The 25,988-nt window shown below is 37.1% G+C and carries 28 protein-coding genes and 1 other annotated feature; of the genes, 27 read left to right on the top strand and 1 reads right to left on the bottom strand.

Annotated features, from left to right (window positions below):
* Positions 1-70: 70 nt before the first annotated feature.
* On the bottom strand, positions 71-1,846 hold the full coding sequence (locus FFM55_RS02350; protein ID WP_137600438.1) for a putative glycosyltransferase family protein: 1,776 nt from the start codon (positions 1,844-1,846) through the stop codon (positions 71-73).
* Positions 1,847-2,070: 224 nt separating this feature from the next.
* Positions 2,071-2,146 (top strand) — a sequence feature (ribosomal protein L21 leader region).
* Between the two features lie 30 nt (positions 2,147-2,176).
* On the opposite strand from FFM55_RS02350, the gene rplU reads away from it, so the two are divergent.
* The 27 genes from rplU (at position 2,177) to FFM55_RS02485 (ending at position 25,871) form a co-directional block, all read left to right on the top strand.
* Positions 2,177-2,479: a 50S ribosomal protein L21 gene (rplU, locus tag FFM55_RS02355; RefSeq protein WP_042491645.1), complete on the top strand. Its 303-nt coding sequence runs from the start codon at positions 2,177-2,179 to the stop codon at positions 2,477-2,479.
* A 25-nt stretch (positions 2,480-2,504) separates the two neighbouring features.
* Positions 2,505-2,816, top strand: coding sequence for a 50S ribosomal protein L27 (rpmA, locus tag FFM55_RS02360; protein ID WP_042491643.1), 312 nt, complete (start codon positions 2,505-2,507; stop codon positions 2,814-2,816).
* Between the two features lie 205 nt (positions 2,817-3,021).
* On the top strand, positions 3,022-4,200 hold the full coding sequence (locus FFM55_RS02365) for an isochorismate synthase (RefSeq protein WP_042491641.1): 1,179 nt from the start codon (positions 3,022-3,024) through the stop codon (positions 4,198-4,200).
* A complete protein-coding gene (gene menD / locus FFM55_RS02370; RefSeq protein WP_042491639.1) occupies positions 4,193-5,872 on the top strand; it encodes a 2-succinyl-5-enolpyruvyl-6-hydroxy-3-cyclohexene-1-carboxylic-acid synthase in 1,680 nt (559 codons plus the stop codon). Before FFM55_RS02365 ends, menD begins: the two co-directional genes overlap by 8 nt.
* Complete coding sequence (menH, locus tag FFM55_RS02375) at positions 5,869-6,675, top strand: 2-succinyl-6-hydroxy-2,4-cyclohexadiene-1-carboxylate synthase (RefSeq protein ID WP_137600439.1); 807 nt, start codon at positions 5,869-5,871, stop codon at positions 6,673-6,675. Before menD ends, menH begins: the two co-directional genes overlap by 4 nt.
* A 24-nt stretch (positions 6,676-6,699) precedes the next feature.
* Positions 6,700-7,812 carry an o-succinylbenzoate synthase gene (menC, locus tag FFM55_RS02380; RefSeq protein ID WP_228179920.1) on the top strand — a complete coding sequence of 371 codons (1,113 nt, stop codon included), beginning with the start codon at positions 6,700-6,702 and terminating at the stop codon, positions 7,810-7,812.
* 39 nt (positions 7,813-7,851) lie between these two features.
* On the top strand, positions 7,852-8,949 hold the full coding sequence (locus tag FFM55_RS02385) for an aminopeptidase P family protein (RefSeq protein ID WP_338117071.1): 1,098 nt from the start codon (positions 7,852-7,854) through the stop codon (positions 8,947-8,949).
* 1 nt (position 8,950) lies between these two features.
* Positions 8,951-9,400 (top strand): hypothetical protein, encoded by a 450-nt coding sequence (locus tag FFM55_RS02390; protein WP_042491636.1) that lies wholly within the window; start codon positions 8,951-8,953, stop codon positions 9,398-9,400.
* 15 nt (positions 9,401-9,415) lie between these two features.
* A complete protein-coding gene (locus tag FFM55_RS02395; RefSeq protein WP_042491635.1) occupies positions 9,416-10,036 on the top strand; it encodes a metallophosphatase in 621 nt (206 codons plus the stop codon).
* Between the two features lie 2 nt (positions 10,037-10,038).
* Positions 10,039-11,415 (top strand): bifunctional metallophosphatase/5'-nucleotidase, encoded by a 1,377-nt coding sequence (locus tag FFM55_RS02400; protein ID WP_137600441.1) that lies wholly within the window; start codon positions 10,039-10,041, stop codon positions 11,413-11,415.
* Positions 11,416-11,436: 21 nt separating this feature from the next.
* The gene (locus FFM55_RS02405) at positions 11,437-12,105 is read left to right on the top strand and encodes a YutD family protein (RefSeq protein WP_042491632.1); all 669 of its coding nucleotides are present in this window, start codon (positions 11,437-11,439) and stop codon (positions 12,103-12,105) included.
* Between the two features lie 9 nt (positions 12,106-12,114).
* Positions 12,115-12,891 carry a TIGR01457 family HAD-type hydrolase gene (locus tag FFM55_RS02410; RefSeq protein ID WP_042491630.1) on the top strand — a complete coding sequence of 259 codons (777 nt, stop codon included), beginning with the start codon at positions 12,115-12,117 and terminating at the stop codon, positions 12,889-12,891.
* A gap of 115 nt (positions 12,892-13,006) precedes the next feature.
* Positions 13,007-14,149: a hypothetical protein gene (locus FFM55_RS02415; protein ID WP_042491629.1), complete on the top strand. Its 1,143-nt coding sequence runs from the start codon at positions 13,007-13,009 to the stop codon at positions 14,147-14,149.
* A gap of 98 nt (positions 14,150-14,247) precedes the next feature.
* A complete protein-coding gene (locus tag FFM55_RS02420) occupies positions 14,248-15,120 on the top strand; it encodes a phosphate ABC transporter substrate-binding protein PstS family protein (RefSeq protein WP_042491627.1) in 873 nt (290 codons plus the stop codon).
* A gap of 12 nt (positions 15,121-15,132) precedes the next feature.
* The gene (gene pstC / locus FFM55_RS02425; protein ID WP_137600442.1) at positions 15,133-16,050 is read left to right on the top strand and encodes a phosphate ABC transporter permease subunit PstC; all 918 of its coding nucleotides are present in this window, start codon (positions 15,133-15,135) and stop codon (positions 16,048-16,050) included.
* 1 nt (position 16,051) lies between these two features.
* The gene (gene pstA / locus FFM55_RS02430; protein ID WP_042491625.1) at positions 16,052-16,945 is read left to right on the top strand and encodes a phosphate ABC transporter permease PstA; all 894 of its coding nucleotides are present in this window, start codon (positions 16,052-16,054) and stop codon (positions 16,943-16,945) included.
* 17 nt (positions 16,946-16,962) lie between these two features.
* The gene (gene pstB / locus FFM55_RS02435; RefSeq protein WP_042491624.1) at positions 16,963-17,793 is read left to right on the top strand and encodes a phosphate ABC transporter ATP-binding protein PstB; all 831 of its coding nucleotides are present in this window, start codon (positions 16,963-16,965) and stop codon (positions 17,791-17,793) included.
* 13 nt (positions 17,794-17,806) lie between these two features.
* Entirely contained in the window at positions 17,807-18,565 is a 759-nt protein-coding gene (pstB, locus tag FFM55_RS02440; protein WP_042491622.1) for a phosphate ABC transporter ATP-binding protein PstB, read from the top strand.
* Positions 18,566-18,610: 45 nt separating this feature from the next.
* On the top strand, positions 18,611-19,285 hold the full coding sequence (gene phoU / locus FFM55_RS02445; protein WP_042491621.1) for a phosphate signaling complex protein PhoU: 675 nt from the start codon (positions 18,611-18,613) through the stop codon (positions 19,283-19,285).
* Positions 19,286-19,370: 85 nt separating this feature from the next.
* The gene (locus FFM55_RS02450) at positions 19,371-20,165 is read left to right on the top strand and encodes a RecX family transcriptional regulator (protein WP_042491620.1); all 795 of its coding nucleotides are present in this window, start codon (positions 19,371-19,373) and stop codon (positions 20,163-20,165) included.
* Between the two features lie 81 nt (positions 20,166-20,246).
* Complete coding sequence (gene ntdP / locus FFM55_RS02455) at positions 20,247-20,801, top strand: nucleoside tri-diphosphate phosphatase (protein ID WP_042491619.1); 555 nt, start codon at positions 20,247-20,249, stop codon at positions 20,799-20,801.
* 172 nt (positions 20,802-20,973) lie between these two features.
* The gene (locus FFM55_RS02460; RefSeq protein ID WP_137600443.1) at positions 20,974-22,545 is read left to right on the top strand and encodes a peptide chain release factor 3; all 1,572 of its coding nucleotides are present in this window, start codon (positions 20,974-20,976) and stop codon (positions 22,543-22,545) included.
* Positions 22,542-22,751 (top strand): hypothetical protein, encoded by a 210-nt coding sequence (locus FFM55_RS02465; RefSeq protein WP_137600444.1) that lies wholly within the window; start codon positions 22,542-22,544, stop codon positions 22,749-22,751. The genes FFM55_RS02460 and FFM55_RS02465 overlap by 4 nt, the downstream gene beginning before the upstream one ends.
* Before the next feature lie 149 nt (positions 22,752-22,900).
* Entirely contained in the window at positions 22,901-23,353 is a 453-nt protein-coding gene (locus FFM55_RS02470) for a YueI family protein (RefSeq protein ID WP_042491614.1), read from the top strand.
* A 24-nt stretch (positions 23,354-23,377) separates the two neighbouring features.
* Positions 23,378-24,664 carry a replication-associated recombination protein A gene (locus FFM55_RS02475; RefSeq protein WP_042491613.1) on the top strand — a complete coding sequence of 429 codons (1,287 nt, stop codon included), beginning with the start codon at positions 23,378-23,380 and terminating at the stop codon, positions 24,662-24,664.
* 359 nt (positions 24,665-25,023) lie between these two features.
* Positions 25,024-25,299: a hypothetical protein gene (locus FFM55_RS02480; protein WP_042491611.1), complete on the top strand. Its 276-nt coding sequence runs from the start codon at positions 25,024-25,026 to the stop codon at positions 25,297-25,299.
* Positions 25,300-25,418: 119 nt separating this feature from the next.
* Complete coding sequence (locus tag FFM55_RS02485) at positions 25,419-25,871, top strand: universal stress protein (RefSeq protein WP_042491610.1); 453 nt, start codon at positions 25,419-25,421, stop codon at positions 25,869-25,871.
* Positions 25,872-25,988 lie beyond the last annotated feature (117 nt).

A 25,988-nucleotide genomic window follows, 5' to 3' on the forward strand; every position in this document is an offset into this window, starting at 1 on the left:
TGCTAGGACTATTTTTAATTTGTAGTATTTTTGTAGAAGCGAAAATACTAGGAGCTTAAGGATATAGTAACTATCTATAATTTTTTTGATCCATTTTTTTAGCAAATAATAAAAAGATTACTAATAACAACCAGCTTACATCAGATAACACAATGAATAACTTTGATAATGTAGATGACTCATATTGCAAAGTGAGTTCATTATGACCTTTCATACCATGCAATTTTATCGTACCAATTGCTGTTTTGGTAATGGTTGTGTTTTTTAAAAGACGATGATTTAAATGCACCAGAGTATTTTGATAAACAAAAGCAGGTAATTCAATGTCATGACGCCGACTTTGGGTCCAAAAAATATGTAACACACCATGAGGTGAAACACTTTTTTTGAATAAGTTATGTTTTTCAGAAACATGAGCTGTATATAAATTATAATAATCTAAATTTTCATCAATTTTATTAATTGGTAAGTAGTCTGGCGTTGTACGGTCGACGGTATTTATGAATTGACTGAGATCTTTGTTATGCCAAGTTGGCATAAGATCGACAACGGTATTAACAGGGTGACCATCTATTGGATGTAATCTTAGATCCTTTTGATTAATAGCCGCACTTTGGGCAATAGTCGTTGTGTCTCTTGTATTTGTAATCACATTATTTGATACGGAAACAGTTATACTAATAACGCTGAGTATTGCTAATACGGTTACGATAAAGGGCATAGTAGTATTGGCATTAAAGGTAGTCGTTATCAATTCTTTAATGGCTAAAGTAGTACCCAATAAAATGAAAATTTCACCAACCAATGTCAATCTAAACGAGAATTGTAAAAAATGCATGATTTGTGGTAAATGAGTTTGTATTGATGACCAAGGCATCAAATTGCTACCTAAGACAAAGTAGGTTAGTCCAGATAAATTTAATATTTTAGTGAGCGTATGTAATTGCTTCCAAAATAAAATAAGCATCGTTAAACTTAAAATAGCTAAGACTGCTAAAATATTTTCCACTATTGAAATGTGATTACCTAGTAAAGGAATGCCATTAGTTGATAAAGCATTGAATGGATTAAAGATGTTTGTTGTCACATCAATACGTGTTGGTGGCACCAATGTGTTGTGGTTTGATATTTGCAAATAAGGCAAAATAGAATTCAAACATAAAATAATGGCAACAATGACTGCAGTTACTAAATATTTAAGCATGTCACCTTTGTGTTGTGTTTTGATAAAGCCGATAATAAAGGGTGCGATGAGCACAGGAATTGCAAAAGATGCACTCAACAAATGTCCTTGAACTTGTAAACTAACAGCCAATGCTAGGAAAAGTGCATTTTTTAATTTTATGTTATCTTGTAACATGTCCATCATGGGCAGAATGATTAGTGGGAGCAAAGCTAAACCAATCGAACGCCAACCAGAGACAATTAAAAAAGAAGCGATAGCATTGGAAGATAAATAAATAATACCTAAACCGATGCTTATGGTTTTATTGAAACCAAGTTTTAGTGACACATAATAGGTGGTTAGTCCTGCTAATAATAAGACTAATATATTGATAATAACTTGGAATTTTAACCAAGAACCCGCTATTAATAATATAATACTTAACAAGTAGGTCAAAAAAGGACTATATAGCGCATTAACAATCCGGCCTGATTGTTGAAATGAGTACAGATTAAGCATCGAAAAATTTAAATGCTTAATTTGCATGGCACTTTCATATAAACGTCCATAATGGAAATAGCCATCAACACCCAAGATTGGAGTTTTGTTTAAAATAATGGGACTGGTAACAAAAATAGCAATTACTAAAAGAATAATTATTGGTTGAACATGTTTTTTCATATTAATCCTCTAAAATATTATTTTAATATAATATACCACACAAGATTGAATTATTTCGTTACAGTGTTATTCGTTTTAAACATGGTTTGGTTAGAGGGAAAATGCAATAGCTTAATTTATTCGTTTCAATTGGTAGGTTTATATTAATGGCGTGAATTAATATCTTATGATTGAATTTCATTATGCATTAGGTTATAATATTTTATGTTGTGTTTGTGGTATCTCACAAACTGCAACCACTCAATACCTGTATTAAGTGATTAATTTAGTCCGCGGGTATTGGTGAGTCTAAGTTTTTACAAAAAATTTTTTATGGAGGTCTACAGACTCATGGCATCATATGCAATCATTGAGAACGGTGGAAAGCAATACAAAGTTTCTGCCGGTGACGTAATTTACGTCGAAAAGATGGACGCCGCCGAAGGTGACAAGGTTGTCTTTGACAAAGTTGTCTTCGCTGATGGCAAATTAGGTGCACCTTATGTTGAAGGTGTTACTGTTTCAGGAACTGTTGAGAAGCAAGGTAAGGAAAAGAAAGTTGTTACTTTCAAGTACAAGCCAAAGAAGCACTCACATGCTAAGCAAGGTCACCGCCAACCTTATACTAAGGTTGTCATTGACTCAATTGCCTAAGCCATCGGATAGGAGGATTTAAATCATGCAATTAAATTTGAATAACTTGACGATGCTTGCTCACCACAAAGGTGGTGGTTCATCAGCCAACGGTCGTGACTCAGCTGGTCGTCGTCTAGGTACAAAGCGTGCCGACGGACAAGACATCAAAGCTGGATCAATCATTTACCGCCAACGTGGTACTCACATCTACCCAGGTGTGAACGTTGGACGCGGTAACGATGATACATTGTTTGCTTTGACTGATGGTGTTGTAAAGTTCGGTCGTATGGGCCGTGACAAGCGCCAAGTATCAGTTGTATCTCGTGAAGAATACAAAGAAATTATTGCTAAGTAATTAGCTGTTAAAAAGACTTACTAATTTAATTAGTAGGTCTTTTTTGTTTATCGTTACTACATAGGATTTCTTGGTGAAAACGGGTGTATCGTTAAGGCATATTGTATACTATAATTATGAAAAAATTTGTAAAAAAGATATGATAAATAATTTGAACAATAAAATAAAAATCGATAAGTAACAGATTAAAAGGAGAGGTCTTATTATGACATTTGTAACTGAAGAAGCTTTACAGTGGTCATTTGAATTAGCGAATGATGCTGTGTATTTTGCATCCCCTGACGGGCAAACAAAGTACTATGGTTTTGGTAAACAAGCTGAGTTAATTGGTGGTTCATTTGAACAAGCACAAATTTGGTTAGCTAAAGTTCAAAAAAATCAGTTACAACCAGTTTTTGGTGGCTTTGCTTTTGACGAGCAGCAAATTAATGATTCTCGATTAATGAACGGTTACTTTTTCCAACCAGCTGTTGTTTATGATGTTGTAAAACAACAAGTAATGGGTCAAAAAATCGACCTTGTACGGCAAACACAATCAAGTGGGACTGATTTTGCAACTATAAAAGACGAAACAGATTGGCATACACGGATTCAAGTCGCAATTGATGACATGCAACAAAATATGGTGCATGAAAAAGTCGTTTTGGGACGTCAACGAGAAATTCAGTTAACGGCAGCATTAAATGAGCGTCAAATCATTAAAAGTTTACAAAAGACACAACCAACGAGTTATCATTTTGTATTAAAGCATGGTGGGGAATTATTCGTTTCTGCAACACCAGAGCGGCTGGTGAAAGTTGCTAACGGTCAACTAGCAACGGCTGCAGTAGCTGGGACGATTAAACGTGGGGAAAATGAGTCTGCTGATGAAGCACTAGCTAATGAGCTATGGCATGATCAAAAAAATCGTCGTGAACATCAAACGGTTGTCGCGACTATTAAGTCTAATTTAGAGGCTGCCAATATTACACAGTTGAAAATGCCAGAGACACCACAAATTTTAAAAAATCCACAGGTGCAACATCTATACACCCCAATCACTGGCACTTTGTCTGCTGATAATAGTTTATTGGCAATTATTAAACAATTACATCCGACCCCTGCCTTAGGTGGTAAGCCAAGCACATGGGCATTAGAGACGATTGCAGCAATTGAAAAATATCCACGGGGCTTATTTAGTGGTCCGATTGGTGTGATAATGCCAGATGGGGATGGTGAATTTATTGTTGGTATTCGGTCAATGTGGTATCGCAATAAGTTAGTGAACTTATTTGCGGGTGCTGGTATTTTAGCCGATTCTGATGCTGCTATGGAATATCAAGAAACGGATTTAAAATTATTACCGATGATGAATGTATTAAAGGAGCAAACATTACATGACTGATAGTTTAACCACTAATATTAAACATTTACTAACTGCTCTTGTTTTGCAAGGAGTCCGTGATTTCGTTGTGTCACCAGGTTCAAGAACAACACCGATTGCGTTGCTATTAGCTGAGATGCAAAAGTTGCGTGATGATGTCCGTGTTACGGTAGACGTGGATGAGCGTTCTGCAGCATTTTTTGCCCTAGGCATTGCTAAAACAACACATCAACCAGTCGCTTTATTAGCAACATCTGGTACAGCAACAGGTAATTATTTACCAGCAATCATGGAAGCAAGTATTTCACATATTCCCTTAATCGCACTAACAACCGACCGTCCACAAGAGTTACAGGAAGTAGGAGCGCCACAAACAGTGCATCAAACAAACTTATATGGTGAACATACAAAAGCGTTTACAGCCATTACTGTACAAGATGATCATGAGGATGTTACAGACTATATTGATTATCGTGTGCAAGAATTAGTCGGTTTGGCAATAACTAAGCCAGCTGGTCCAATTCAAATTAATTTACCATTACGCAAGCCACTGATGCCAATTTTAGGTGAATCTTGGCCAACGGTGGCAGCACAACGTGTTTTAGTTGGTCAACAACAAATGAGTTGGCAGAACGCACAGGCATTAGCAGCATTGTTACGAAAACCTAAAGCAATGATGTTGTTAGGACCCGATGAAGTTGGTTGGGATATTGCTAAACTAAAACAATTAGCAGCGCATTATCAATTACCCGTTCTAGCAGATGTATTAAGTAATTTTAGACCTAGTGAATATGCCATTAATGGTATCGATAGTTTATTGGCAGCAAATATCATAAAGGATGACTTAAAACCAGAAATTGTGATACGTTTTGGTGGCACACCGGTTTCAGCTAAAGTAATAGCTTGGTTACGTGATGCTAAAATTCCAGTTGTGCAAATTGGTCAAGAACATGCTGGTCATGATCATGCACGTCATGCACAAACAACAGTTGTTGCAGATGTAGATGCAGTAGTAGCCGATTTACTTGCTGAGCCGGGTGTAAGAAAAGCAACTTTCTTAGAACAATGGCAAAAAGTATCCGCAACGTTAATGTCACTTATGACGAAAATAGACGAAAAAGGTGTGGAATATCAAATTCCAGCTGCTTTAGCTGATTTGCCAGAAAACGGACAATTATTTATTGCTAACTCAATGCCAATCCGTGATATGGATAATTATTATGTCCCAAATCATCCGATAAAAATTGCTGCTAATCGTGGTGCTAATGGCATTGATGGAACCATTTCATCAGCTTTTGGTATGGCGATGACAGGCAAACCCACAACACTACTAACTGGAGATTTGACCTTATTCCATGATATGAATGGGTTGATGTTGAGTCATCAGGCCCATGTACCATTGACGATTGTAGTCGTTAACAATCAAGGTGGTGGGATTTTTTCTTTCTTGCCACAAGCAGCAGCAAAAGCTTATTTTGAACCAATGTTTGGGACACCGTTACCAATTGTAATTGAGCGGATTGCGCGGCTTTATGATGCAGAATATAAGTTGGTAGATGATTTAGATTTGTTATACGAGTTAGTGCACAAACCGGCAACTCGTTTACGAATTATTGAAGTTAAGAGTAATCGTGAACAAAATGTGGTTGCACATCAAAAACTAACGCAAGCTATTAAAGAGGCGCTATTGTGAACAAAAAAATTGTCATAAATAATTATGAATATGACGTGATGATTGCAGGAGCAGGTCAACCAGTTTGGCTATTTATGCATGGTTTTATGGGGAGCATGGCTGAGTATCAGAATGTTCAACCCAAGGGGACACGAATTTACTTAAATTTGTTAGGATTCGGTCCTAATGCGCAAGTGGTTAAACCGGCACAACGATTTCGATGGCGTGAACAAGTTAATGATCTGAATGCGTTATTGAATCAATTGGACATTCAAAAGGTTAACTTAGTTGGTTATTCAATGGGTGCGCGGTTAGCATTAGCATATGCAACGGTATTTCCTAAAAGAATTACTAAACTCATTTTGGAAGGTGGCACAGCTGGTTTAGCAACACAAAGATTACGCCAACAACGTATTATTGCTGATGCCAAAAAAGCAGCAAAGGTTGTTACAGTTGGTATGCATCAATTTATTACGGAATGGGAACAACTACCACTATTTAATAGTCAACGCCTTTTACCAATAGCAAAACAAAAATTCATGCATGACCAACGGGTTAATCAATACGCCGAAAATGTTTCAAATTCATTATACTTTTTTGGGACAGGTGCTATGCCCAGCTTTTGGGGACAATTGTCATTACTGCAGGTACCAGTTACACTGATAACAGGAATGAATGATCGGAAGTTTACACGGATTAACCAACGCATGAGTCAACAATTACCACAAGTCACTTGGCATCAAATACCGCATGCCGGGCATAACGTACATTTTGAACAAACGGTGACCGTGACAAATATTTTAAATAACTTGGTGGTTGATTAATAACGATGGTGGAAAGGGCCTGCAGTGAAAATTCAAAAAATTAAACTTTATCCATTGATGTTAACGTTAAAATCTCCTTTCAAAACGGCCCATGGTACGACTAAGCATCGGCCAATTACACTTGTTGCGGTGCAATTAACAACTGGTGTTGTGGGATATGGTGAAATTCAATCATTTGCTGATAGTCAATATGTAAATGAGACACATCAACAATCGTTAATAATGGTGCAAAAACTCAGCAAGTTGTTAATTGATCAAACATTTGACAGGCCAGAAGATGGTGCAGCATGGTTAGCATCCAAAACAACGTTATCATTTGCTAAAGCCGCTATCGAAATGGCACTTTGGGATGCGTATGGTAAGCAAACCCAGCAATCTTTGGCAACTTTGTTAGGTGGCCAAATCAAACAAGTTACGGTAAGCAAAGCAATTGGGATGCAAGTAGATTGGGAAATGACGCAACAACTAGTTATCGATGCGATTGCAAAAGGTTACCAACGAATCAAAATAAAAATTAATCAGACAACTGATCTACAAATGGTTGCAGCTTTGGTAAAGGACTTTCCTAACCAGATGTTTTCATTAGACGCAAACGCTGCTTGGAACTCTGATAGATTAGCAGACTTGCAACTGTTAGACCAGGCTGGGCTAGCGATGATTGAGCAGCCGTATGCAGCAACGGCATGGTTAAAACATCAGCAGACACAAGAAAAATTATCGCAGCTAAAATTGAGTTTAGATGAGTCGTTAAATAACCTGACTGATGTCAAAAGAGCAATTGCCCATCATACCACGGCAGCTTTAACACTCAAGCAAGGAAAACTGGGGGGCATCACGCAAACCAAAACAGCCATTCAATTGACTAATCAATCACAGATGACGCCATGGATTGGTGGCATGCTAGGTACTGGATTAGGACGTGCAGTTGATTTAATTTTGGCTAGTCTACCGGGGGCTAATACGATTCCGGCAGATAGTGCTCAGTTTGATCATTATTATGAGACTGATATTGCAGATAATTTACCTTATGTTAAAGATGGATATTTACCTGTGCCAGTAAATGCTGGGATTGGCGTAACTTTAAATTGGCGGACTATCAATCACTGTTTAATCAGTGAACCAATAGTTTATCAATAAGCACGTGATACAATTTGTTATAATACAGTTAGTATAGAAATGAGGGCAAAGATGACAACGAGAATTGAAAATGTACGACAAGTGTTTACACTTTTAAAAATTGATGGTTTATTAATTGCTGATGGCATGAATATGGCCTATTTAACTGGTTTTACTGGTGGTACTGGTGATGGTCTTGTTTTAGTTGGTACTGACCAAGTTGCTTTGATTACGGATTCACGTTATGAAGATGCTTATCGTGATCAATTACCAGAAGGTGTTGAATTATTAGTAACCCGTAATTACTGGGGTGTTGCAATGGCAGCTGCTCGTCGTTTTAAAATTGATAAGTTGGGGTTTGAAGATTCATTGCCATTTCGAGATTTTGATTATATTGATGAAAATTTTGTTGGTACTGATATTGCCCCGGTTCCTAATTTAATTGAAGCGTTACGTGAAATAAAAGATGAACAAGAATTAAAGAAGCTTCGTCATTCAGCTCAGGTGGCTGTAGCCGGTTTTAATGACATGTTATCAGAACTACATGTGGGAATGACTGAACGTGAGATTGCTAATCTATTAGATTACAAAATGAAACAACATGGCGCAGATAAGCCATCGTTTGATACGATTGTTGCCTCAGGGTATCGAGGTGCTTTGCCGCACGGCACATATTCAGATAAGCCAATTGAAAATGGTGAATTAGTGACGATTGATTTTGGTTATTATGTTGATGGTTACACATCTGACATTACGCGCACGATTGCATTCGGCGCAATTGATGATCAATTGCAAGAAATTTATGATGTGACTTTAGAGGCACAAAAAGCAACGATTGCAGCAGTTAAAGATGGTGTTGCTGTTAGTCAAGTTGATAAAATAGCACGTGATATTATTACTGATGCTGGCTACGGCGACCAATATACGCATTCAACTGGGCATGGCGTTGGTCTTGATATTCATGAAGGGCCTATTTTATCAGTCAATGCACCAGCAGAAGATCAAATTAAAGCGGGTATGATTTTAACGATTGAACCAGGCATTTATGTGACAAATATTGGTGGTGTCCGGATTGAAGATGATGTTGTTGTAACGGCCGATGGATTTGAAAACTTAACTGAGGGGATCACAACTGATTTAATTGTGATTGATAAATAATATGACATTAGAATACTTAACTTTTTATCAAGGTAATTTAGAAACCGGATTTGATTATATCTACGCTAAAAAGATTGCTGATCATGCTTTTTATATTAATGCACCGGCTGCATTAGATTTAGATATCATGGATATAACTGATGAAAAATTTGATTTTTCTCAAAAAAATCGATTGCAAATTACAATCGATAAAAATTTACGTCCTTTTGCTGATGTTTGGCAAAATATTACTTTTCAATGGTCGAGTGTTGAACGACAATTAGAAGCGTTGATAGCTGACTGGCATGACGATTACGCTAAAAAACAGCCCGGCATTGTGCAAGAGTGGGGGCTAACCATCAAAAGGGCAGATGAAGAGCAGCGAACAATTGTTGGATACAATGACTTTCCTGATAATTTTGATCAATTAGTAAAGTGGTTAAATAGCTATGCTCAAGGTAAATTGCGTTAAGAAACGAGGTTGATGATGGAGTTTTTTACGGCAGATACACATTTTTATCATGAAGACTTACTAACTAGTCAGCATTTTTCACCAAGACCGTACGATAATATTCATGATGAACATGAAGGTTTGATAACTGCATGGAATACACGTGTGTCTAAAAATGATCAAGTTTATCATTTAGGAGATGTGGCGATGATGAACCACGTACGACCTGAAAGACGTGCCAACGAATTAGTTGCAGAAATTTTGGAACAGCTCAATGGACATATTACCTTGATTAAGGGGAACCATGATGCACGGTCGTTATTTAAATATTTAAGTCATCATAATCCAATTCTAAGTGATGGTCGGGCCAAGTATACTTTCGAAGATGTAGGCTGTATCGTTAAAGCGAACCATCATCAATTTTTTTTAACACATTATCCATTAATTTTTGGTAAGAGTCAGAATAGTATTAATTTGCATGGTCATATTCATCATACAATGGTGGCCATTCCTGAAAATATAAATGTGGGTATTGATAGTGCTGACTTAGATTATTTAACAGCAGTAGAGCGACCAACATGGGGGAGTCCATTAACTTTTACAGAAATCGAAACCATCATGCAACGTAAACACGATGATTTTGCAAAACGGAGGTAAAAATGTCAGATAAAATTTCAATTTTACATACCAATGATTTGCATTCACATTTGGAACGTTGGCCTAAAATTCGACGATATTTACTTACGCGTAAGCGCCAACTGACTCGTGATAAACGGAGTGTGTTGACATTTGATATTGGCGACTTTATTGATCGACAACATCCGCTAACTGAAGCAACGAGTGGGCAAGCCAATGTTAATTTGATGAATGAAATTGGTTATGATGGCGTAACAATCGGTAACAATGAAGGTCTTGGTCTAAATCATGAACAGTTTAATCATTTATATGATAACGCCAATTTCTCAGTAATTTTGGGGAACATGACGGATAAACAAACACAAAAACTACCTGATTGGGCATTACCATACAAAATTATCACGACACCAAAAGGAACGAGAATTGGTGTTTTAGGACTCACTGCGCCATTTGAGTTAACGTATCCATTATTGGGATGGCAACCGGAAGATGTCGATCAAGCGTTAGCTAAAGTATTATCACAATTAGCTGGTAAAACAGATATTAATATTTTATTGTCACATCTTGGACTGCCAACAGACCGATATTTAGCAGAACGGTATAGTGAATTACAAATTATTATTGGCGCGCATACACATCACTTACTTGCCTATGGTGAAAAACATGCCAATTCATTATTAGCTGCAGCCGGTCGTTATGGTGATCACATCGGTCGGATTGATTTTGAAATGCAAGATGGTAAATTAATTAATATCCAAGCACGAACGATTACAACAGATGATTTACCAGCAGTTCATAATGATGATGTTGAAATAAAGGCATATCGAGAAAGTGGTGAAGAGCAGTTATCAAAAAATGTCATTGCGTCTTTACCACAAGATTATCATATGGATTTAGAGTACGATAATCGTTTAATTGATTTAGGATTAGAGGCACTCAAAGAGCGTACGCATACTGACATTGCGATGCTATCGACTGGTTTGTTTTTACATGATTTACCAGCAGGTATTGTGACGGCTAATGATTTACATGCGCTGTTACCACATGCAGTTCATCCAATGCGTTCAATCCTAAAAGGGTCTGATTTATGGCGTTTGGTTCAAGAGACGAAAAAGAATAAACGCTTTTTACAGAACGCCCGTGTAAAAGGTATGGGCTTTCGTGGTAATCTGTGGGGAACAATTGTTTGGTCTGGTATTGATGTCACAGAAACAGGCGAAGTTTTAGTGCATCATCAGCCGATTGATTATGATGCATACTACACAATTGGCTCATTAGATCATTATTTGTTTATTCCATATTTTCCAACTTTGGAAATTATGGGACAAAATACCATGTCATATGACACCGTTTTACGAGAAGATTTTGCAAATTATTTGCATAAGAAATTCGCACCATAATGTGATAGAGAGAAAAAATTAATGAATCGAGAACGAATGAAAGAATTAGCTGATGCCCAATTTATTGAGCGTCAAGCTAGTACAGCTATTACAACAGGAGAAACAGCAACAGATATTTTTATCAATGATCGACCATATCGTTTAGTCAAAAATTATCGCGAAGCATATGATCAACAAAAATTGGCCGCCCGCTTTAGTGATTTTTTAGAAAAATATGACTATTTAGTTGGTGATATTGCTGCTGATCAGTTGCGATTACAAGGCTTTTATAAAGATGGGACAAAAGGGATTGCCCGAAGTCAACAAATTGCGGCACTCCAAGATTTTTTGTATGAGCAAGCTAATTTTGGTGCACCATTTTTTGTGTTAGAAAATTTAGCACCTCATGAGGTTGTCGAAGTTGAAGAAAAGGATGTTTCAAAGCCGAAAAGACGGCGACGTCAGCATAAAAATGGGGCTAATAAGGCTAAACAGCCTAATAGTAAAACTAATAACAAGAATAATAAATCACAAAATCATCGTGATAATAAAAAGCGTAAAAAAACGCCTGTTATTAAAGAAAAGGTGAATACGGCTAATCAACCAGCAAAACATGTTGGTAAGCGTTCAAATTCTGTTGCTACGTCTGGATCAAAAAAACACCGACACTTTCAAGTTCGTGAGCGATCAAAGAATGCAGAGAAAGAATAAGGAGGAATCATGACAAAACGTTATGACGGTTACTTAATCGATTTGGATGGTACTATTTACAAAGGTACAAAGAAAATGCCGAGTGGACAACGCTTTGTGCAACGATTGATTGATAAGCAAGTGGAATATTTGTTTGTGACAAATAATTCTACTAAAACGCCAGAAGCAGTTGCTCAAAATTTGACGCAAAACCATCAAATTCCAACTACTGCAAATCAAGTGTACACGTCAGGAATGGCACTAGCAGATTATTTAGCTAAGTTTGATGATGTTCACCGCGTTTTAATGATTGGTGAAGACGGCCTAAAAGCAGCTCTGTTAGATAAAGGTTTTGAACTCGTAACTAAGGCGCCTGCAGATGCGGTGGCGATTGGTTTGGATCGGGATGTCACATATGAAAAAATTTTACAAGGGACATTAGCCATTCAACAGGGTGCTAGATTTGTTGCAACAAATCCGGACACTAATTTACCAACCGAACGTGGTATGGTACCAGGTGCTGGCTCTGTAGTGGCATTTTTGGCAACAGCTGTTGAACCAGCGCCAGTTATTATTGGTAAACCAGAAGATATTATTATGAAGGGCGCACTAGAAAAATTGCACCTTAATCATGATCAAGCATTAATGGTTGGCGATAATTATAATACCGATATTAAAGCCGGTTTACATGCAGATATTGATACGTTACTAGTGTATTCTGGGGTTTCAAAAAAAGCGGTGGTGGCAAAAGAAAGTAAACAGCCAACACATTGGGTAGATTCCTTGGATGACTGGAAAATTGTGTAATAATAAAAGACGAATCGTCAGGATGGTTAGTAAAAAATTAGCTGTGTCTGGCGTTTTATTTTATATTCATCCTTTATATAATCAAAATTAAGTAAATGATATAGAGGATGAAGGAATGAAAGCATTAACCCTACACTTAAACGCAACACACATTCTTGCTAATCGTGTTAATTTGGGGTGTTGGACTGATCGTACAGATGAACAAATATATCAAAAACTATTTGAACAAATAAAACAAGTCGTTACAGGTGGTACCATAAAAATTAGTGATGAGGGTTTTAGTAATCAGGCTAACATAACATGGTATTTATTAACGCAATTTTGGGTATACGACTGGTCAAAAAATTGGATGATTAAGTTACAATTTGATGGTTGTCCAAAAAACGTCACGATTAATCAAGTGGCTAAATGGTGTGAACGTAGTGTTTATAGGCAACCGGTACAAATACCAGTGACGATGGTGCAATTATTAACAGCAAATCAACTGCTTGAAATGCGAACAATGTTGTTTTGGACCAGTATAGAAATGTATCGCTTAGGGTGTCGCGTCAGAAAATTTGTCTGGTCGCCCACAAGTCAGCTGTTGATAATTGAATTACGGGCTACTGAAACTAAGCAGTGGTTGGGTTATCGCATGGTGTTTGAAGCGCAAGAGACGACCACGTTGACGGCGATTGTGCCTAATGGGATTAACTTAGCTAGCAACGGAAAAAAAAGAGAGATAAATAATCATATAGAATATAAAGCATATGATAAACTATGGTTAGAAACACAAGATTTCAAGGTGTTGTTTCAAAAGCAAAAAGAAAAGTGGCAGGATTTTTGGCAACGCTTTGATTTAACTTGGGAAGATAATTATCTTTGGGAACATGTTTATCATCGTTTAATGTACCAAATATATTTAGAGCAATCATTACTAAGTATCCAAACATTAATGTGGGCAGATCCATTATCAATAACGGGAGATTTTAGTTGTTTAACATGGCAGTGTGATTGGCGTACAGTGTTAACGGGTTTATTAACTTGGTTGATTGGGGGCAAAATAGTTGCACAGCAATTATTAATTATGACGCAACCACAATTGCCACTTACCGGACAACGGCGATTAACCATTTTCTTAATAGACCAATCAGTAAAAATTAGGTTAAATAATGCGGGGATGTCAGTGCAACCAAGTAAACCATTAAAGGTTGTTAGTCAAGGAAGAAAGATGATTTGTCAACGGCAATGTTGGACGATTATTTGGCAAAATTATTAATGTAAAGAAAAAATTTACATAAAAAAGGTTTCACATTTACAAACATTAGGCATAATAAAACAATAGTAATTGAAAAGAAATTTAGGAGGCGTTCACGAATGAAACGCAATTGGTTAATAAGCGCAGTGATTATCCTTATTGCTGGCGGCCTGTTAACGTTTGGTTACACAACACGACAAAAAAATAGTGATGTTAACATCACTGCAGTCGGGTCAACAGCATTGCAGCCACTTGTTGAAGCAGCAGGAGAAGAATTTGCTAACAATAATTTAGGCGTTCATGTCAATGTTCAAGGTGGTGGTACTGGTACAGGACTAGCACAGGTACAAACGGGCGCAGTTGATTTAGGTAATTCAGACATGTTTGCTGGTGAAAAAGAGGGCATCAACCCTAAAAAATTAGTTGACCATCGTGTGAGTGTTGTTGGTATTGCACCAATGATTAATAAACAAGCTCATGTCAAACAGTTAACACAAAACCAGTTAATTGATATCTTTACGAAAAAGATTACGAACTGGCGTGAAGTGGGTGGCACTGATATGCCAATTGTTTTGGTTAATCGTGCTGCTGGTTCAGGAACTCGTGCAACTTTTGAAAAATGGGGATTGCGTGGTGCACAATCTGCATCAGCACAAGAACAAGATTCTTCAGGAATGGTGCGGTCAATTGTTAGTAGCACACCAGGAGCAATATCATATGCATCGTTTGCTTACTTAGATGATTCAGTGGTAGCAGCCACGCTTGATGGTGTCAAAGCAACTAACCAGAACGTTATTAATGGTAACTGGCCAATTTGGTCGTATGAACATATTTATACGAATGGTCAACCAACCGGCAAAGTAAAAGAATTCTTGTCATATATCGATTCAAAGCGTATTCAGCAAACACTGGTCCCTCAATTAGGGTATATATCAATTCATGATATGCGTGTTGAACGTGATGAAGCAGGTAATTTAAGTAAAACAAACTAAGGAGTTTAGGCCATGGATTTAATTCGTGAATCACTATTAAAAAAATCAAGGGCAAGCAAAAAAGATCAATTTGGCCGTGTGATTACTTTTTCAGCATTATTGTTGATAGTTTTGGTTGTTGTTTCAATTTTCTGGTTTGTCGCTTCAAAAGGACTGGCAACATTTTTTAGTAACAAAGTTAACCTTTGGGATTTTCTGTCAGGTAAAAATTGGGCGCCGGGTCAAACGGATGCAAATGGTACACCATTAACCGGTGCGCTACCAATGATTACAGGCTCATTTTTGGTCACATTATTAGCTGCTTTGATTGCAACACCATTTGCGATTGGAACAGCAGTCTTTATGACTGAAATTTCCCCAAAACGTGGTGCTAAAATATTAGGCCCAGTTACAGAATTGTTAGTTGGTATTCCATCGGTTGTTTATGGATTTATTGGTTTGTCTGTAATTGTGCCAACACTACGTTATTTATTCGGTGGCTCTGGATTTGGTATTTTAGCAGGTGCAATGGTGCTATTCGTTATGATTTTACCAACAGTGACATCAATGACTGTTGATACATTGAAATCAGTACCACGTCATTATCGCGAATCAGCTTTGGCCTTAGGTGCAACAAGATGGCAGACAATTTATAAGGTCATCTTACGGTCAGCGACACCTGGTATTCTAACGGCTGTCGTCTTTGGTATGGCACGTGCATTCGGAGAAGCCTTGGCTGTACAAATGGTAATTGGAAATGCCTCATTAATGCCAAAAGACTTAACTTCACCGGCATCAACATTGACATCGATTTTGACACAAGGTATTGGTAATACCGTTATGGGCTCATTAGAAAACAATGTTCTATGGAGTTTGGCTTTGATCTTATTGTTGATGTCACTTGTCTTTAATATCATTATTAGAGCAATTGCAAAGAAGGGAGCGATTTAAGATGTTAAACCCAAAACAAAGTGATAAGCTAGCAAGCGTTATGTTGTATACCATTGCTGGGTTTGTCATATTAGTATTAGCTGCCTTAGTGGGGTATATTTTAGTTCAAGGTGTGCCACACTTATCATGGCACTTTTTAACATCTCCTTCATCAGCATTTACAGCAGGTGGTGGTATTGGTGTCCAATTATTTAATTCCTTTTACCTATTAATTATTACGATGATTATTTCGTTTCCCATCGCATTGGGAGCAGGTATTTACTTACATGAGTATGCTAACCAGAAAAACCAATTTGTTCGGCTAACACGTACGGCAATTGAAATTTTGTCATCATTACCTTCAGTTGTTGTTGGGTTGTTTGGCTTCTTATTGTTTGTTGTTCAATTTAAATTAGGTTTTTCTATTCTTTCAGGAGCAATTGCGCTAACGTTCTTTAACTTACCATTGTTGACACGTTCCGTTGAGGATTCACTACGTAGTATTCCAAATCTACAACGTGAAGCGGGTGCTGCTTTAGGGTTGTCACGTTGGGAAACAGTTGGCCATATTATCTTGCCAGCCGCTGTGCCTTCAATTGTAACTGGGGTTGTGTTGTCAGCAGGGCGTGTCTTTGGTGAAGCAGCAGCTTTGATTTATACAGCTGGTCAATCAGCACCAGCATTGGACTTTGGTGACTGGAATCCGTTCAATACAGCTAGTCCATTAAATATTATGCGTCCTGCTGAAACTTTGGCTGTGCATATTTGGAAAGTTAATTCAGAAGGTATTATGCCTGATGCAGCCGCCGTTTCAGCCGGTGCTTCGGCAGTCTTAATTATCGCTGTTTTGTTGTTTAATTTCTTAGCTCGTTTCTTGAGTAGCGTTTTGTATAAGCATCTTACAGCAACAAAATAGAATAGAGGAGGGTCGTGATGACGGCTAATTTACAAGGAACTTTAAATTTAACGGGTTCACAACCTGATCGTCATATTTATCAAATGGATAAAGAGAAGCATGAAATTGCCTTGTCTACCAAAGAACTACAAGTAGCATACGGTAACAATGTGGCATTACAAAATGCAGATTTATCATTTGAACGTTTTAAAATAACATCACTAATTGGTGCATCTGGTTCTGGTAAATCGACATTTTTACGTTCGTTAAATCGTATGAATGATGATGTGGCAACAGTTGGTGGCCAAATTATGTATCGTGGTCTGGATATTAATTCTCATGATATTGATGTTTATGAAATGCGGAAACATATTGGTATGGTGTTTCAACGTCCTAATCCATTTGCGAAGTCGATTAGTGATAATATAACCTTTGCGTTAAAACAACATGGTATGCATGATAAGAAAAAATTAGCTGAAATTGTAGAAACTTCGTTGAAGCAAGCAGCGTTGTGGGATGAAGTGAAGGATGACTTGAAAAAGTCAGCTTTGTCATTGTCAGGTGGGCAACAACAACGATTAGTCATTGCACGTGCAATTGCCATGAAGCCAGATATTTTGTTATTAGATGAGCCAGCCTCAGCTTTAGATCCAATTTCATCATCTAAGATTGAAGATACTTTGATGGAATTAAAAAAGCATTATACAATCATTATTGTGACGCATAATATGCAACAAGCAAGTCGTATCTCAGATTACACCGCTTTTTTCCATGCGGGTGAAGTAATCGAATATGACTTAACAAGAAAGATATTCACACGACCAAAGGTACAATTAACGATTGATTACGTGAATGGAAACTTCGGCTAAAGGGGATTATCAGATGACAGATAAAATTTTAGTAACAGAAAATGTTCATCTTTACTACGGTAAAAAGGAAGCCCTACATGGTATTGATCTTTCATTTAAAAAGAATGATATTACTGCTTTGATTGGCCCTTCAGGATCAGGAAAGTCAACATACCTGCGAGCACTCAATCGCATGCATGACTTAGCAGATAACGTGACAGTTAATGGCACTTTCATGTTCAATGGTCAAGATATTTATGCACCAAATACTGATACGGTTAATTTGCGACAAAAAATCGGTATGGTGTTTCAACAGCCTAATCCGTTTCCGTTTTCGATTTATGATAACGTTGCTTTCGGGTTAAGAACAGCGGGTCATAAAGATAAGGGCTTTTTGGACGAGACTGTTGAAAAATCTTTAAAGCAAGCAGCTATTTGGGATGAAGTAAAAGATACTTTACACAAATCAGCTTTGTCATTGTCAGGGGGTCAACAACAACGTGTGTCAATTGCGCGTGCGTTGGCAACAGGTCCTGAAATTATGTTATTAGATGAGCCAACTGCTGCCTTAGATCCGATGTCAGCAAGTAAGGTAGAAGATACGATGATGCAACTACGAAATCAGCTGACGATGATTATCGTCACCCATTCAATGGCACAAGCATCACGTATTTCAGATAAAACGGCCTTTTTTATGGATGGTAATTTGGTTGAATTCGATAATACGAAAAAAGTATTTTTGGATCCAAACAAACAAGAGACCCAAGATTATATCTCTGGACGTTTTGGTTAGCACTTAGTTTAGGATAAGATAAAGTAATAGAAAGGAAATATTGAAATGCGACAATATTTTGATGATGAATTATCAGATTTGGATACATCCTTTAAAGAAATGGGATTATTGGTATCGGAAACTTTGGATGAGGCAGTACAAGCATTTTTAGATCATAATCGTACACTTGCTCAAGAAATTATTGATCGTGATAATGCCATTAATCAACGTGAAATTGCAATTGAAAAGAAAAGTTTTGAAATGATTGCCTTGTATCAACCAGTCACAACTGATTTGCGCGAAATTATGACAGTTTTAAAAGCAGTTTCAGTCCTAGAAAGAATTGGTGATAATGCGCGTAATATCGCAATTTCAACTATTCATGTTAAAGGAAGTAAGCGAGTTGCTGCCATCGAAAAAACAATTGGTGAGACTGGTTCAAACGTTGCTAAAATGGTATCACAAGTGCTGGATTATTATGTTAATGATGATGCGATTGCTGCTGAGACAATTTCAGAAGTAGCAGCAGGCATTTCAGATGTAACACGTGATATTCGTGAGATGTCAATTGAAGCAATGAAAGCTGATCCTGAACAAGTGGCAGCAGCGACTGATTACTTAGTAGTCGCCGGTTATCTAAAGCGTACATCAGATTATGTAACGGATATTGCAGAATGGATTATCTATAAGCGTACAGGTAAGATTGTTGAATTAAATCCTGGAACGTCTTCATTTATTTAAAATTTTTAATTAACAGCGTACTGCATTATTGCGGTTCGCTGTTTTTTGTTATTTCAGTTAAAATAAAGAATGAATGGAGGAAGTCATGCCAACAGTAACGAAAGTAACACAGCAACGGCGTGCTGGTCGTTATAATATTTATTTAGATGACGACTATGCATTTGCTGTTGATGAAAAAGTATTAATTACATACAACTTATTCAAAGGTGCTAATTTAGAGGATGCAGACATTGAAACAATTAAGGCAGCTGAATTTAAGCAAAAAGCCTATACGCAAGCTTTAGTTTACGCAACTGGTCAAATGCGTACTAGTCAGCAAGTTAGTCAAAAATTAAGTGAACGTGGTTATGCAGCGCATGTGATTCAAGAAGTTGTACAACGTTTAACCGATGATCATGTGATTAATGATGAATTATATGCACAAACTTATGTTGATCAGGCGATATCTGCTGGTAAGTTAGGACCAAGAGGGGTGCAATTTAAGTTACAGCAAGCTGGTATTGATAAATTTGTCATTGAAGATGCGCTAGTTGCCTACGATGTAGATGATCAAGTTGCTGCTTTAACAGTGCGAGTAGCCAATTTATTAGAAAAAAATAGCCGTTATTCTAAGTTTATGGCTGAGCAAAAAACGCAACAAAAATTGTTACAACAAGGATTTGATTTAAATTTAATTAAGCAAGCCATTCAAAATTATCGTTCAAATGAGACACCTGATGAAATGTTAGAATGGGATAATTTAGATCGTGATGCCACCATTGCAGCCAATCGGTATGCAGATTATACGGGGTGGGAATTTAAGCAAAAAGTTAAAGCAATGTTATATCGAAAGGGTTATGATTTGAATTTAGTTGATAAATGGTTACGACAACATCATTAAGTTGGTCGTGTTTTTTACCGATTTGCGTGATACAATGAAGTAGAAAAAAATTTTGGTAGAAAATACGGAAAGCTCAAGATAATGAAAGATAGTCGATTACCTCGTGAGGGCGACTTTGTAACGATTAAGAGCTACAAGCATGATGGCAGTTTACATCGGACTTGGCGTGATACAATGGTGCTCAAAACGAGCGAAAATGCAATTATTGGGCTAAATGATCATACGTTAGTTACTGAAGATGATGGTCGACGTTGGGTAACACGTGAACCAGCTATTGTCTATTTTCATCGTAAGTATTGGTTTAATATTGTTGCGATGATTAGAGATAATGGCGTATCGTATTATTGTAATTTAGCATCACCATTTGTATTAGACAAAGAAGCGCTAAAATATGTTGATTACGATTTGGATGTGAAAGTTTTTCCAAATGGTGAGAAACGTTTGTTGGATACAGACGAATATGAACTCCATAAAGCGCACTGGCGTTATCCGGCAGACATTGATTATATTGTGCGTGAACATGTCAAAATTCTTGTTGATTGGATTGATAATCAACAAGGACCATTTTCCGATGCCTATATTGACTTGTGGTATCGACGGTATTTAGAAATAAAACGTCGCAATAGTCAGCAATAGTCGTCATAAAATAAGCAAAAAAGATTACTGGATAAGTAATCTTTTTTTGTTATTGGGATGAATTAAACCGTCGCTTGCTTCTATTGAAACAATTGATAATATTAGTTATACTAAATTGTTAAGTTTTTTTAAATGAATTAAAATAATAAATAAAATAAAAGGACGATAAATTATGGCTTCACTACAAGAAGAAACGCAAACATGGCGTACATTTGCTATTATTTCTCATCCGGATGCTGGTAAAACGACAATTACAGAGCAACTATTAAAGCTTGGTGGGGTTGTCCGTGAGGCTGGTACCGTTAAAGGGCGCAAAGGTAATTTTGCAAAGTCTGATTGGATGGAAATTGAACAAAAACGTGGTATTTCAGTGACATCATCAGTATTACAATTTGATTTTGATGATAAGCGAATCAATATTTTAGATACTCCTGGTCACGAGGATTTTTCTGAAGATACGTATCGTACTTTGATGGCGGTTGATTCAGTTATCATGGTTGTTGATTCGGCTAAAGGTATTGAGCCACAAACTAAAAAATTATTTGAAATTGTTAGTGAACGTCATATTCCAATTTTCACTTTTTTTAACAAGTTAGATCGTGATGGGCGCGAACCATTGGATTTGGTGGATGAACTAGAAAGTACACTTGGTATCAATGCTTATCCAATGAACTGGCCAATTGGATCGGGTCAAATTTTAGCTGGTTTATTTGATCGTTATCACAATAATGTTGAAGTTTACCGGCCAACTAATCCAACAGAGCGCTTTTTAGCACTTAATGAGGCAGGTGTTGATTTAATAGCACCTAATCCTATTCAAGAAGATTCACTATGGGATGAAACCCGAGATGAAATTGAAATGTTGCAAGATGCAGGTAATACTTTTGATGAATCAGCAGTTATGCGCGGTGAGTTGACACCCGTATTTTTTGGGTCTGCTTTACAGGGGTTTGGTATTGAAACATTTTTGCAAACGTACATGCAGTTTGCACCAGCACCAGCACCAAAAAATACTGTTGCAGGGGATAAAATTAAGCCAACTGATGAACAATTTAGTGGGTTTGTCTTTAAAATTCAAGCCAATATGAATCCTAATCATCGTGATCGAATTGCCTTTTTGCGGATTGTGTCGGGCGAGTTTGAACGTGGTATGGATGTAACTTTGCAACGTACTAAAAAGAAAATTCGTTTGTCAAATGTGACCCAGTTTATGGCTGATACGCGTGAGAACGTTGAGAAGGCTTATCCTGGTGATATTATTGGTATTTACGATACAGGTAACTTCCAAATTGGGGATACAATTTACGCTGGTAAACATGAAATAACCTTTGAAGAGTTACCAACATTTACGCCAGAATTGTTTATGCGCGTACATGCTAAGAATGTTTTGAAGCAAAAGTCATTCCATAAGGGTGTGACCCAGTTAGTACAAGAAGGTACAATTCAAATGTATACGGCTTGGGATTCTGGTGATTATATTATCGGTGCTGTGGGTGCTTTGCAGTTTGAAGTTTTCCAATTTAGAATGGAAAATGAATATAATACCGAAGTAACGTTAGAACCAATGGGGTCAAAGATTGCACGTTGGATTGATGCGGAACAATTAGATCCTCGAATGGCATCATCACGTAACTTACTAGTTCGTGATCGTCATGAAAAGCCTGTCTTTTTGTTTGAAAACCAATTTGCTGAGCGTTGGTTTGCTAATAAATATCCTGATGTAAAACTGGAGGCCAAGCTATGAGCTTAACATTGCCAATTATCCCCACTAATCGGTTAATGGGCGTGTTTGCTTTTGGTGTTGTCTTGTTGATGCCAACAATTATTTATTTTGCAGGTCATACCGCATTACGACGTTATCCAAAATTATTTAATACATTACATTGGTTATTTGGTATATATTTAGTTTATGTTATCATTGCCGGTGTGCATACATTATTAATGGGCTAAAAATAAAAACACTTATGATGAAACCAGCTGTTAGGATGGGATAAAATCGTGAGTGTTTTTTAATAACGTTTAACTGCTTACCGGTAAATTGTCGCTGTGATTTGATTATGTTAAAATTAACCTAATTATTAAAAAGGAGTGTTTTTTTGATGGATAAACAATCAATGGATCCACATGTCCAAGCAGGGCTATATGGGACACCCCAAGTCAATCCCGATGAACAAAATCATTATTTGGGAAATTTTCGTGAACGTGTATACGCAATACAGACACGTGAACATATTGGTGAACCCCGGTATATGCAAGCTTGGGAGCGCCAGATGGCAAAATATCCAGACGCAACCCTATATTTAAATGGGCATTTAGATCGCGCTATTTTAGATAAATTTATGAAATTAGCATCACATTACAAAATGCGTTTCACACTAAAAACAGACGACGTTTATGATCGGTCAGATATTATGGTTGTGTTGGCTGCTAAAACGGCAGTTCATCAAGAAATTGTCGATATTGTTGTAACAACAAACGAACAAGACCAATCAATACAGGAACCACAGCCAGAATCAAAGACAAAAAGTCCATGGTATAAAAAGTTGTTTTAAGTGACTGAAGGGAGGTCTTGCGAAATGCAGCAACCATTAGCTTATCGCATGCGTCCACGCTCGATTAGAGAAGTAGTTGGTCAACAGCATTTGGTTGGTGACGGTAAAATTATTAATCGGATGGTAACAGCTAAAATGCTATCATCTATGATTTTATATGGACCACCAGGCACTGGTAAGACAAGTATCGCTAGTGCAATTGCTGGTTCAACTAAATATGCTTTTCGAATATTAAATGCAGCCACTGATAGTAAAAAAGATTTACAGATGGTCGCTGATGAAGCCAAAATGTCTGGGACTGTTATTTTACTATTAGATGAAATTCATCGTTTAGATAAAACAAAACAAGATTTTTTGCTACCACATTTGGAAAGCGGCCAGATTATTTTGATTGGGGCAACAACTGAAAATCCTTATTTATCAATATTGCCAGCTATTCGTTCTCGAACACAGATTTTTGAGGTTAAGCCATTATCAGAAGATGATATGAAATTAGCTATTGATCACGCACTAACAGATAAAGAGCGCGGTTTGGGTGATTTTAAAGTTGTTTTAGATAATGATGCACAAAAACAACTTGTATATGCGACCAATGGTGATTTACGATCGGCTTTGAATGGCCTTGAACTAGCAGTTCGATCAACGCAGCCAGATGATGATGGTAATATTCATATTACGTTGGCTATTATTGAAGAAACAGTCCAGCGCAAGGCAATTACTGCTGATAAGAATGGGGATGGTCACTATAATGTGATTTCAGCTCTGCAAAAGTCAATTCGCGGTAGTGATACAGATGCGGCGTTACACTATTTAGCACGTTTGATTGAAGCTGGTGATTTACCAATCATTGCTCGTCGCTTACAAGTTATTGCGTATGAAGATATTGGTCTAGCTAATCCAGCTGTTGTCCAAAGAGCTGTGACGGCTGTCCAAACGGCATTGCAGTTAGGCTTTCCCGAAGCACGTATTCCATTAGCGAATGCAGTGATTGAATTAGCACTATCACCAAAATCAAATTCGGCAATTTCAGCAGTTGATGAAGCGATTGCGCGTGTGCAAAAAGGAGGGACTGGTGATGTCCCAGACCATTTAAAAGATGCACATTATGCTGGTGCCAAAAATTTAGGACACGGTGTCGATTATGTATATCCGCATGGCCATCCAGGAGATTGGGTACCACAACAGTATCTGCCAGATAAGTTAAGTGGATCATCATATTTTAATCCAGCTGGAAATTCTAAGGTTGAACAAGCATATAAGGCACAATATGCTAAATTACGACAGGCACAACAAAATGGGTTAAAAAAATAACGAGAACCGATTATGGCTTGTCAAGTCTTTCATTTTATCGATTTATTAGTATAATAAAAATATAGATGGATTCCTTGGGCGTACGCGTAATTCTACATTCTGTAGTTGCTTTACAACCAATTAGCTCGGGGATGTCGGGATGCCGCTATAACATGCTGTTTCACTCAGTAGTTGTAAAAGCGGACTAATTCACCCACTTACCTTTAATCGGAGCCAACTCAGTTGAATTTACTAACGGCGCCAAGCAAGTGTCCATAATTAATAATTATCAAATTGATAGTTATTAATGCCGTCCATATTCGATAATACTATCGGAGGTGGACGGTTTTTTTAATCAATATGAGAAAAGGACTTTAATTATGATTTTTAGTTTGTATTTATTATTTGCTATCATTATTGGTGGCCTGGGTATCTATTTACTCTTACATCAAAAAGGCTTTCTAGGTATTAATGAGCAGGCGGCTAAACAACCTGCTCGTTGGTTTGGCTGGATATTTAGTATTGATGCGCTACTATTAGTTGTTAGTACTTTTATCACAAAAGATGCTGCATTGCCAGGTGGATTATTTGTAATTTTAGGTACTTTAATGACAACCGTATTGGCTGTTGTAGTTGTTCGTCTTTTATTTAAATAAATATAATATATATTGTTCTAAAATTCGCGTATGCATTTCTGTGAAAAAATGTGTGAAATACGTTATAATAAAGGTGTAGTAAAACTGCAAATATAGTCGGATATACAGGGGGAACTGTTATGGCTGATGTAAAAGTAAATTATAAGAATATTTTAGTACCTGTTGATGGATCAAAAGAAGCTGAGGCAGCATTAGAACGTGCTATTAAGGTGACACTTCAAAATGGTCCAGATGCAAAGTTACAAATTCTACATGTTATTGATACCCGTTCATTCCAAAGTGTAACTGATTTTAGAACAACTATGGTTGAGCAAGTCGCTAATACAGCTAAGAAAACTTTGGAAACATATTTAGAACAAGCTAAGTCTGCTGGCTTAGAAAATGTTGCATATGCAATCGAGTATGGTTCTCCAAAGAGTGTGATTGCACAACAAGCACCAAGCAAGTACGGTAGCGACTTAATTATGATTGGTGCAACTGGATTGAACGCAATTGAACGTCTATTGATTGGTTCTGTAACAGAATATGTTACACGCGTTTCTAAGGTTGATACTTTAATTGTTCGTTCATAATTAAAACTAGTCTAAATATAAAAAGGCTGTGATTACAAATTAGTATCTAAGCCGCAAAAGTAGCAAGTTGTCGATTTATTGACAGCTTGCTATTTTTATAGGCTTTATAGGTAACGT

Origin of the sequence: Weissella sagaensis (assembly GCF_005405285.1) — a bacterium.
Classification (GTDB): domain Bacteria; phylum Bacillota; class Bacilli; order Lactobacillales; family Lactobacillaceae; genus Weissella; species Weissella sagaensis.

Bases quoted from the DNA above. Each gene is read 5' to 3' on its own strand.
- FFM55_RS02350 (WP_137600438.1), bottom strand. From the start codon at position 1,846: ATGAAAAAACATGTTCAACCAATAATTATTCTTTTAGTAATTGCTATT.
- rplU (WP_042491645.1), top strand. From the start codon at position 2,177: ATGGCATCATATGCAATCATTGAGAACGGTGGAAAGCAATACAAAGTT.
- rpmA (WP_042491643.1), top strand. From the start codon at position 2,505: ATGCAATTAAATTTGAATAACTTGACGATGCTTGCTCACCACAAAGGT.
- FFM55_RS02365 (WP_042491641.1), top strand. From the start codon at position 3,022: ATGACATTTGTAACTGAAGAAGCTTTACAGTGGTCATTTGAATTAGCG.
- menD (WP_042491639.1), top strand. From the start codon at position 4,193: ATGACTGATAGTTTAACCACTAATATTAAACATTTACTAACTGCTCTT.
- FFM55_RS02385 (WP_338117071.1), top strand. From the start codon at position 7,852: ATGAGGGCAAAGATGACAACGAGAATTGAAAATGTACGACAAGTGTTT.
- FFM55_RS02390 (WP_042491636.1), top strand. From the start codon at position 8,951: ATGACATTAGAATACTTAACTTTTTATCAAGGTAATTTAGAAACCGGA.
- FFM55_RS02395 (WP_042491635.1), top strand. From the start codon at position 9,416: ATGGAGTTTTTTACGGCAGATACACATTTTTATCATGAAGACTTACTA.
- FFM55_RS02400 (WP_137600441.1), top strand. From the start codon at position 10,039: ATGTCAGATAAAATTTCAATTTTACATACCAATGATTTGCATTCACAT.
- FFM55_RS02405 (WP_042491632.1), top strand. From the start codon at position 11,437: ATGAATCGAGAACGAATGAAAGAATTAGCTGATGCCCAATTTATTGAG.
- FFM55_RS02410 (WP_042491630.1), top strand. From the start codon at position 12,115: ATGACAAAACGTTATGACGGTTACTTAATCGATTTGGATGGTACTATT.
- FFM55_RS02415 (WP_042491629.1), top strand. From the start codon at position 13,007: ATGAAAGCATTAACCCTACACTTAAACGCAACACACATTCTTGCTAAT.
- FFM55_RS02420 (WP_042491627.1), top strand. From the start codon at position 14,248: ATGAAACGCAATTGGTTAATAAGCGCAGTGATTATCCTTATTGCTGGC.
- pstC (WP_137600442.1), top strand. From the start codon at position 15,133: ATGGATTTAATTCGTGAATCACTATTAAAAAAATCAAGGGCAAGCAAA.
- pstA (WP_042491625.1), top strand. From the start codon at position 16,052: ATGTTAAACCCAAAACAAAGTGATAAGCTAGCAAGCGTTATGTTGTAT.
- pstB (WP_042491624.1), top strand. From the start codon at position 16,963: ATGACGGCTAATTTACAAGGAACTTTAAATTTAACGGGTTCACAACCT.
- pstB (WP_042491622.1), top strand. From the start codon at position 17,807: ATGACAGATAAAATTTTAGTAACAGAAAATGTTCATCTTTACTACGGT.
- phoU (WP_042491621.1), top strand. From the start codon at position 18,611: ATGCGACAATATTTTGATGATGAATTATCAGATTTGGATACATCCTTT.
- FFM55_RS02450 (WP_042491620.1), top strand. From the start codon at position 19,371: ATGCCAACAGTAACGAAAGTAACACAGCAACGGCGTGCTGGTCGTTAT.
- ntdP (WP_042491619.1), top strand. From the start codon at position 20,247: ATGAAAGATAGTCGATTACCTCGTGAGGGCGACTTTGTAACGATTAAG.
- FFM55_RS02460 (WP_137600443.1), top strand. From the start codon at position 20,974: ATGGCTTCACTACAAGAAGAAACGCAAACATGGCGTACATTTGCTATT.
- FFM55_RS02465 (WP_137600444.1), top strand. From the start codon at position 22,542: ATGAGCTTAACATTGCCAATTATCCCCACTAATCGGTTAATGGGCGTG.
- FFM55_RS02470 (WP_042491614.1), top strand. From the start codon at position 22,901: ATGGATAAACAATCAATGGATCCACATGTCCAAGCAGGGCTATATGGG.
- FFM55_RS02475 (WP_042491613.1), top strand. From the start codon at position 23,378: ATGCAGCAACCATTAGCTTATCGCATGCGTCCACGCTCGATTAGAGAA.
- FFM55_RS02480 (WP_042491611.1), top strand. From the start codon at position 25,024: ATGATTTTTAGTTTGTATTTATTATTTGCTATCATTATTGGTGGCCTG.
- FFM55_RS02485 (WP_042491610.1), top strand. From the start codon at position 25,419: ATGGCTGATGTAAAAGTAAATTATAAGAATATTTTAGTACCTGTTGAT.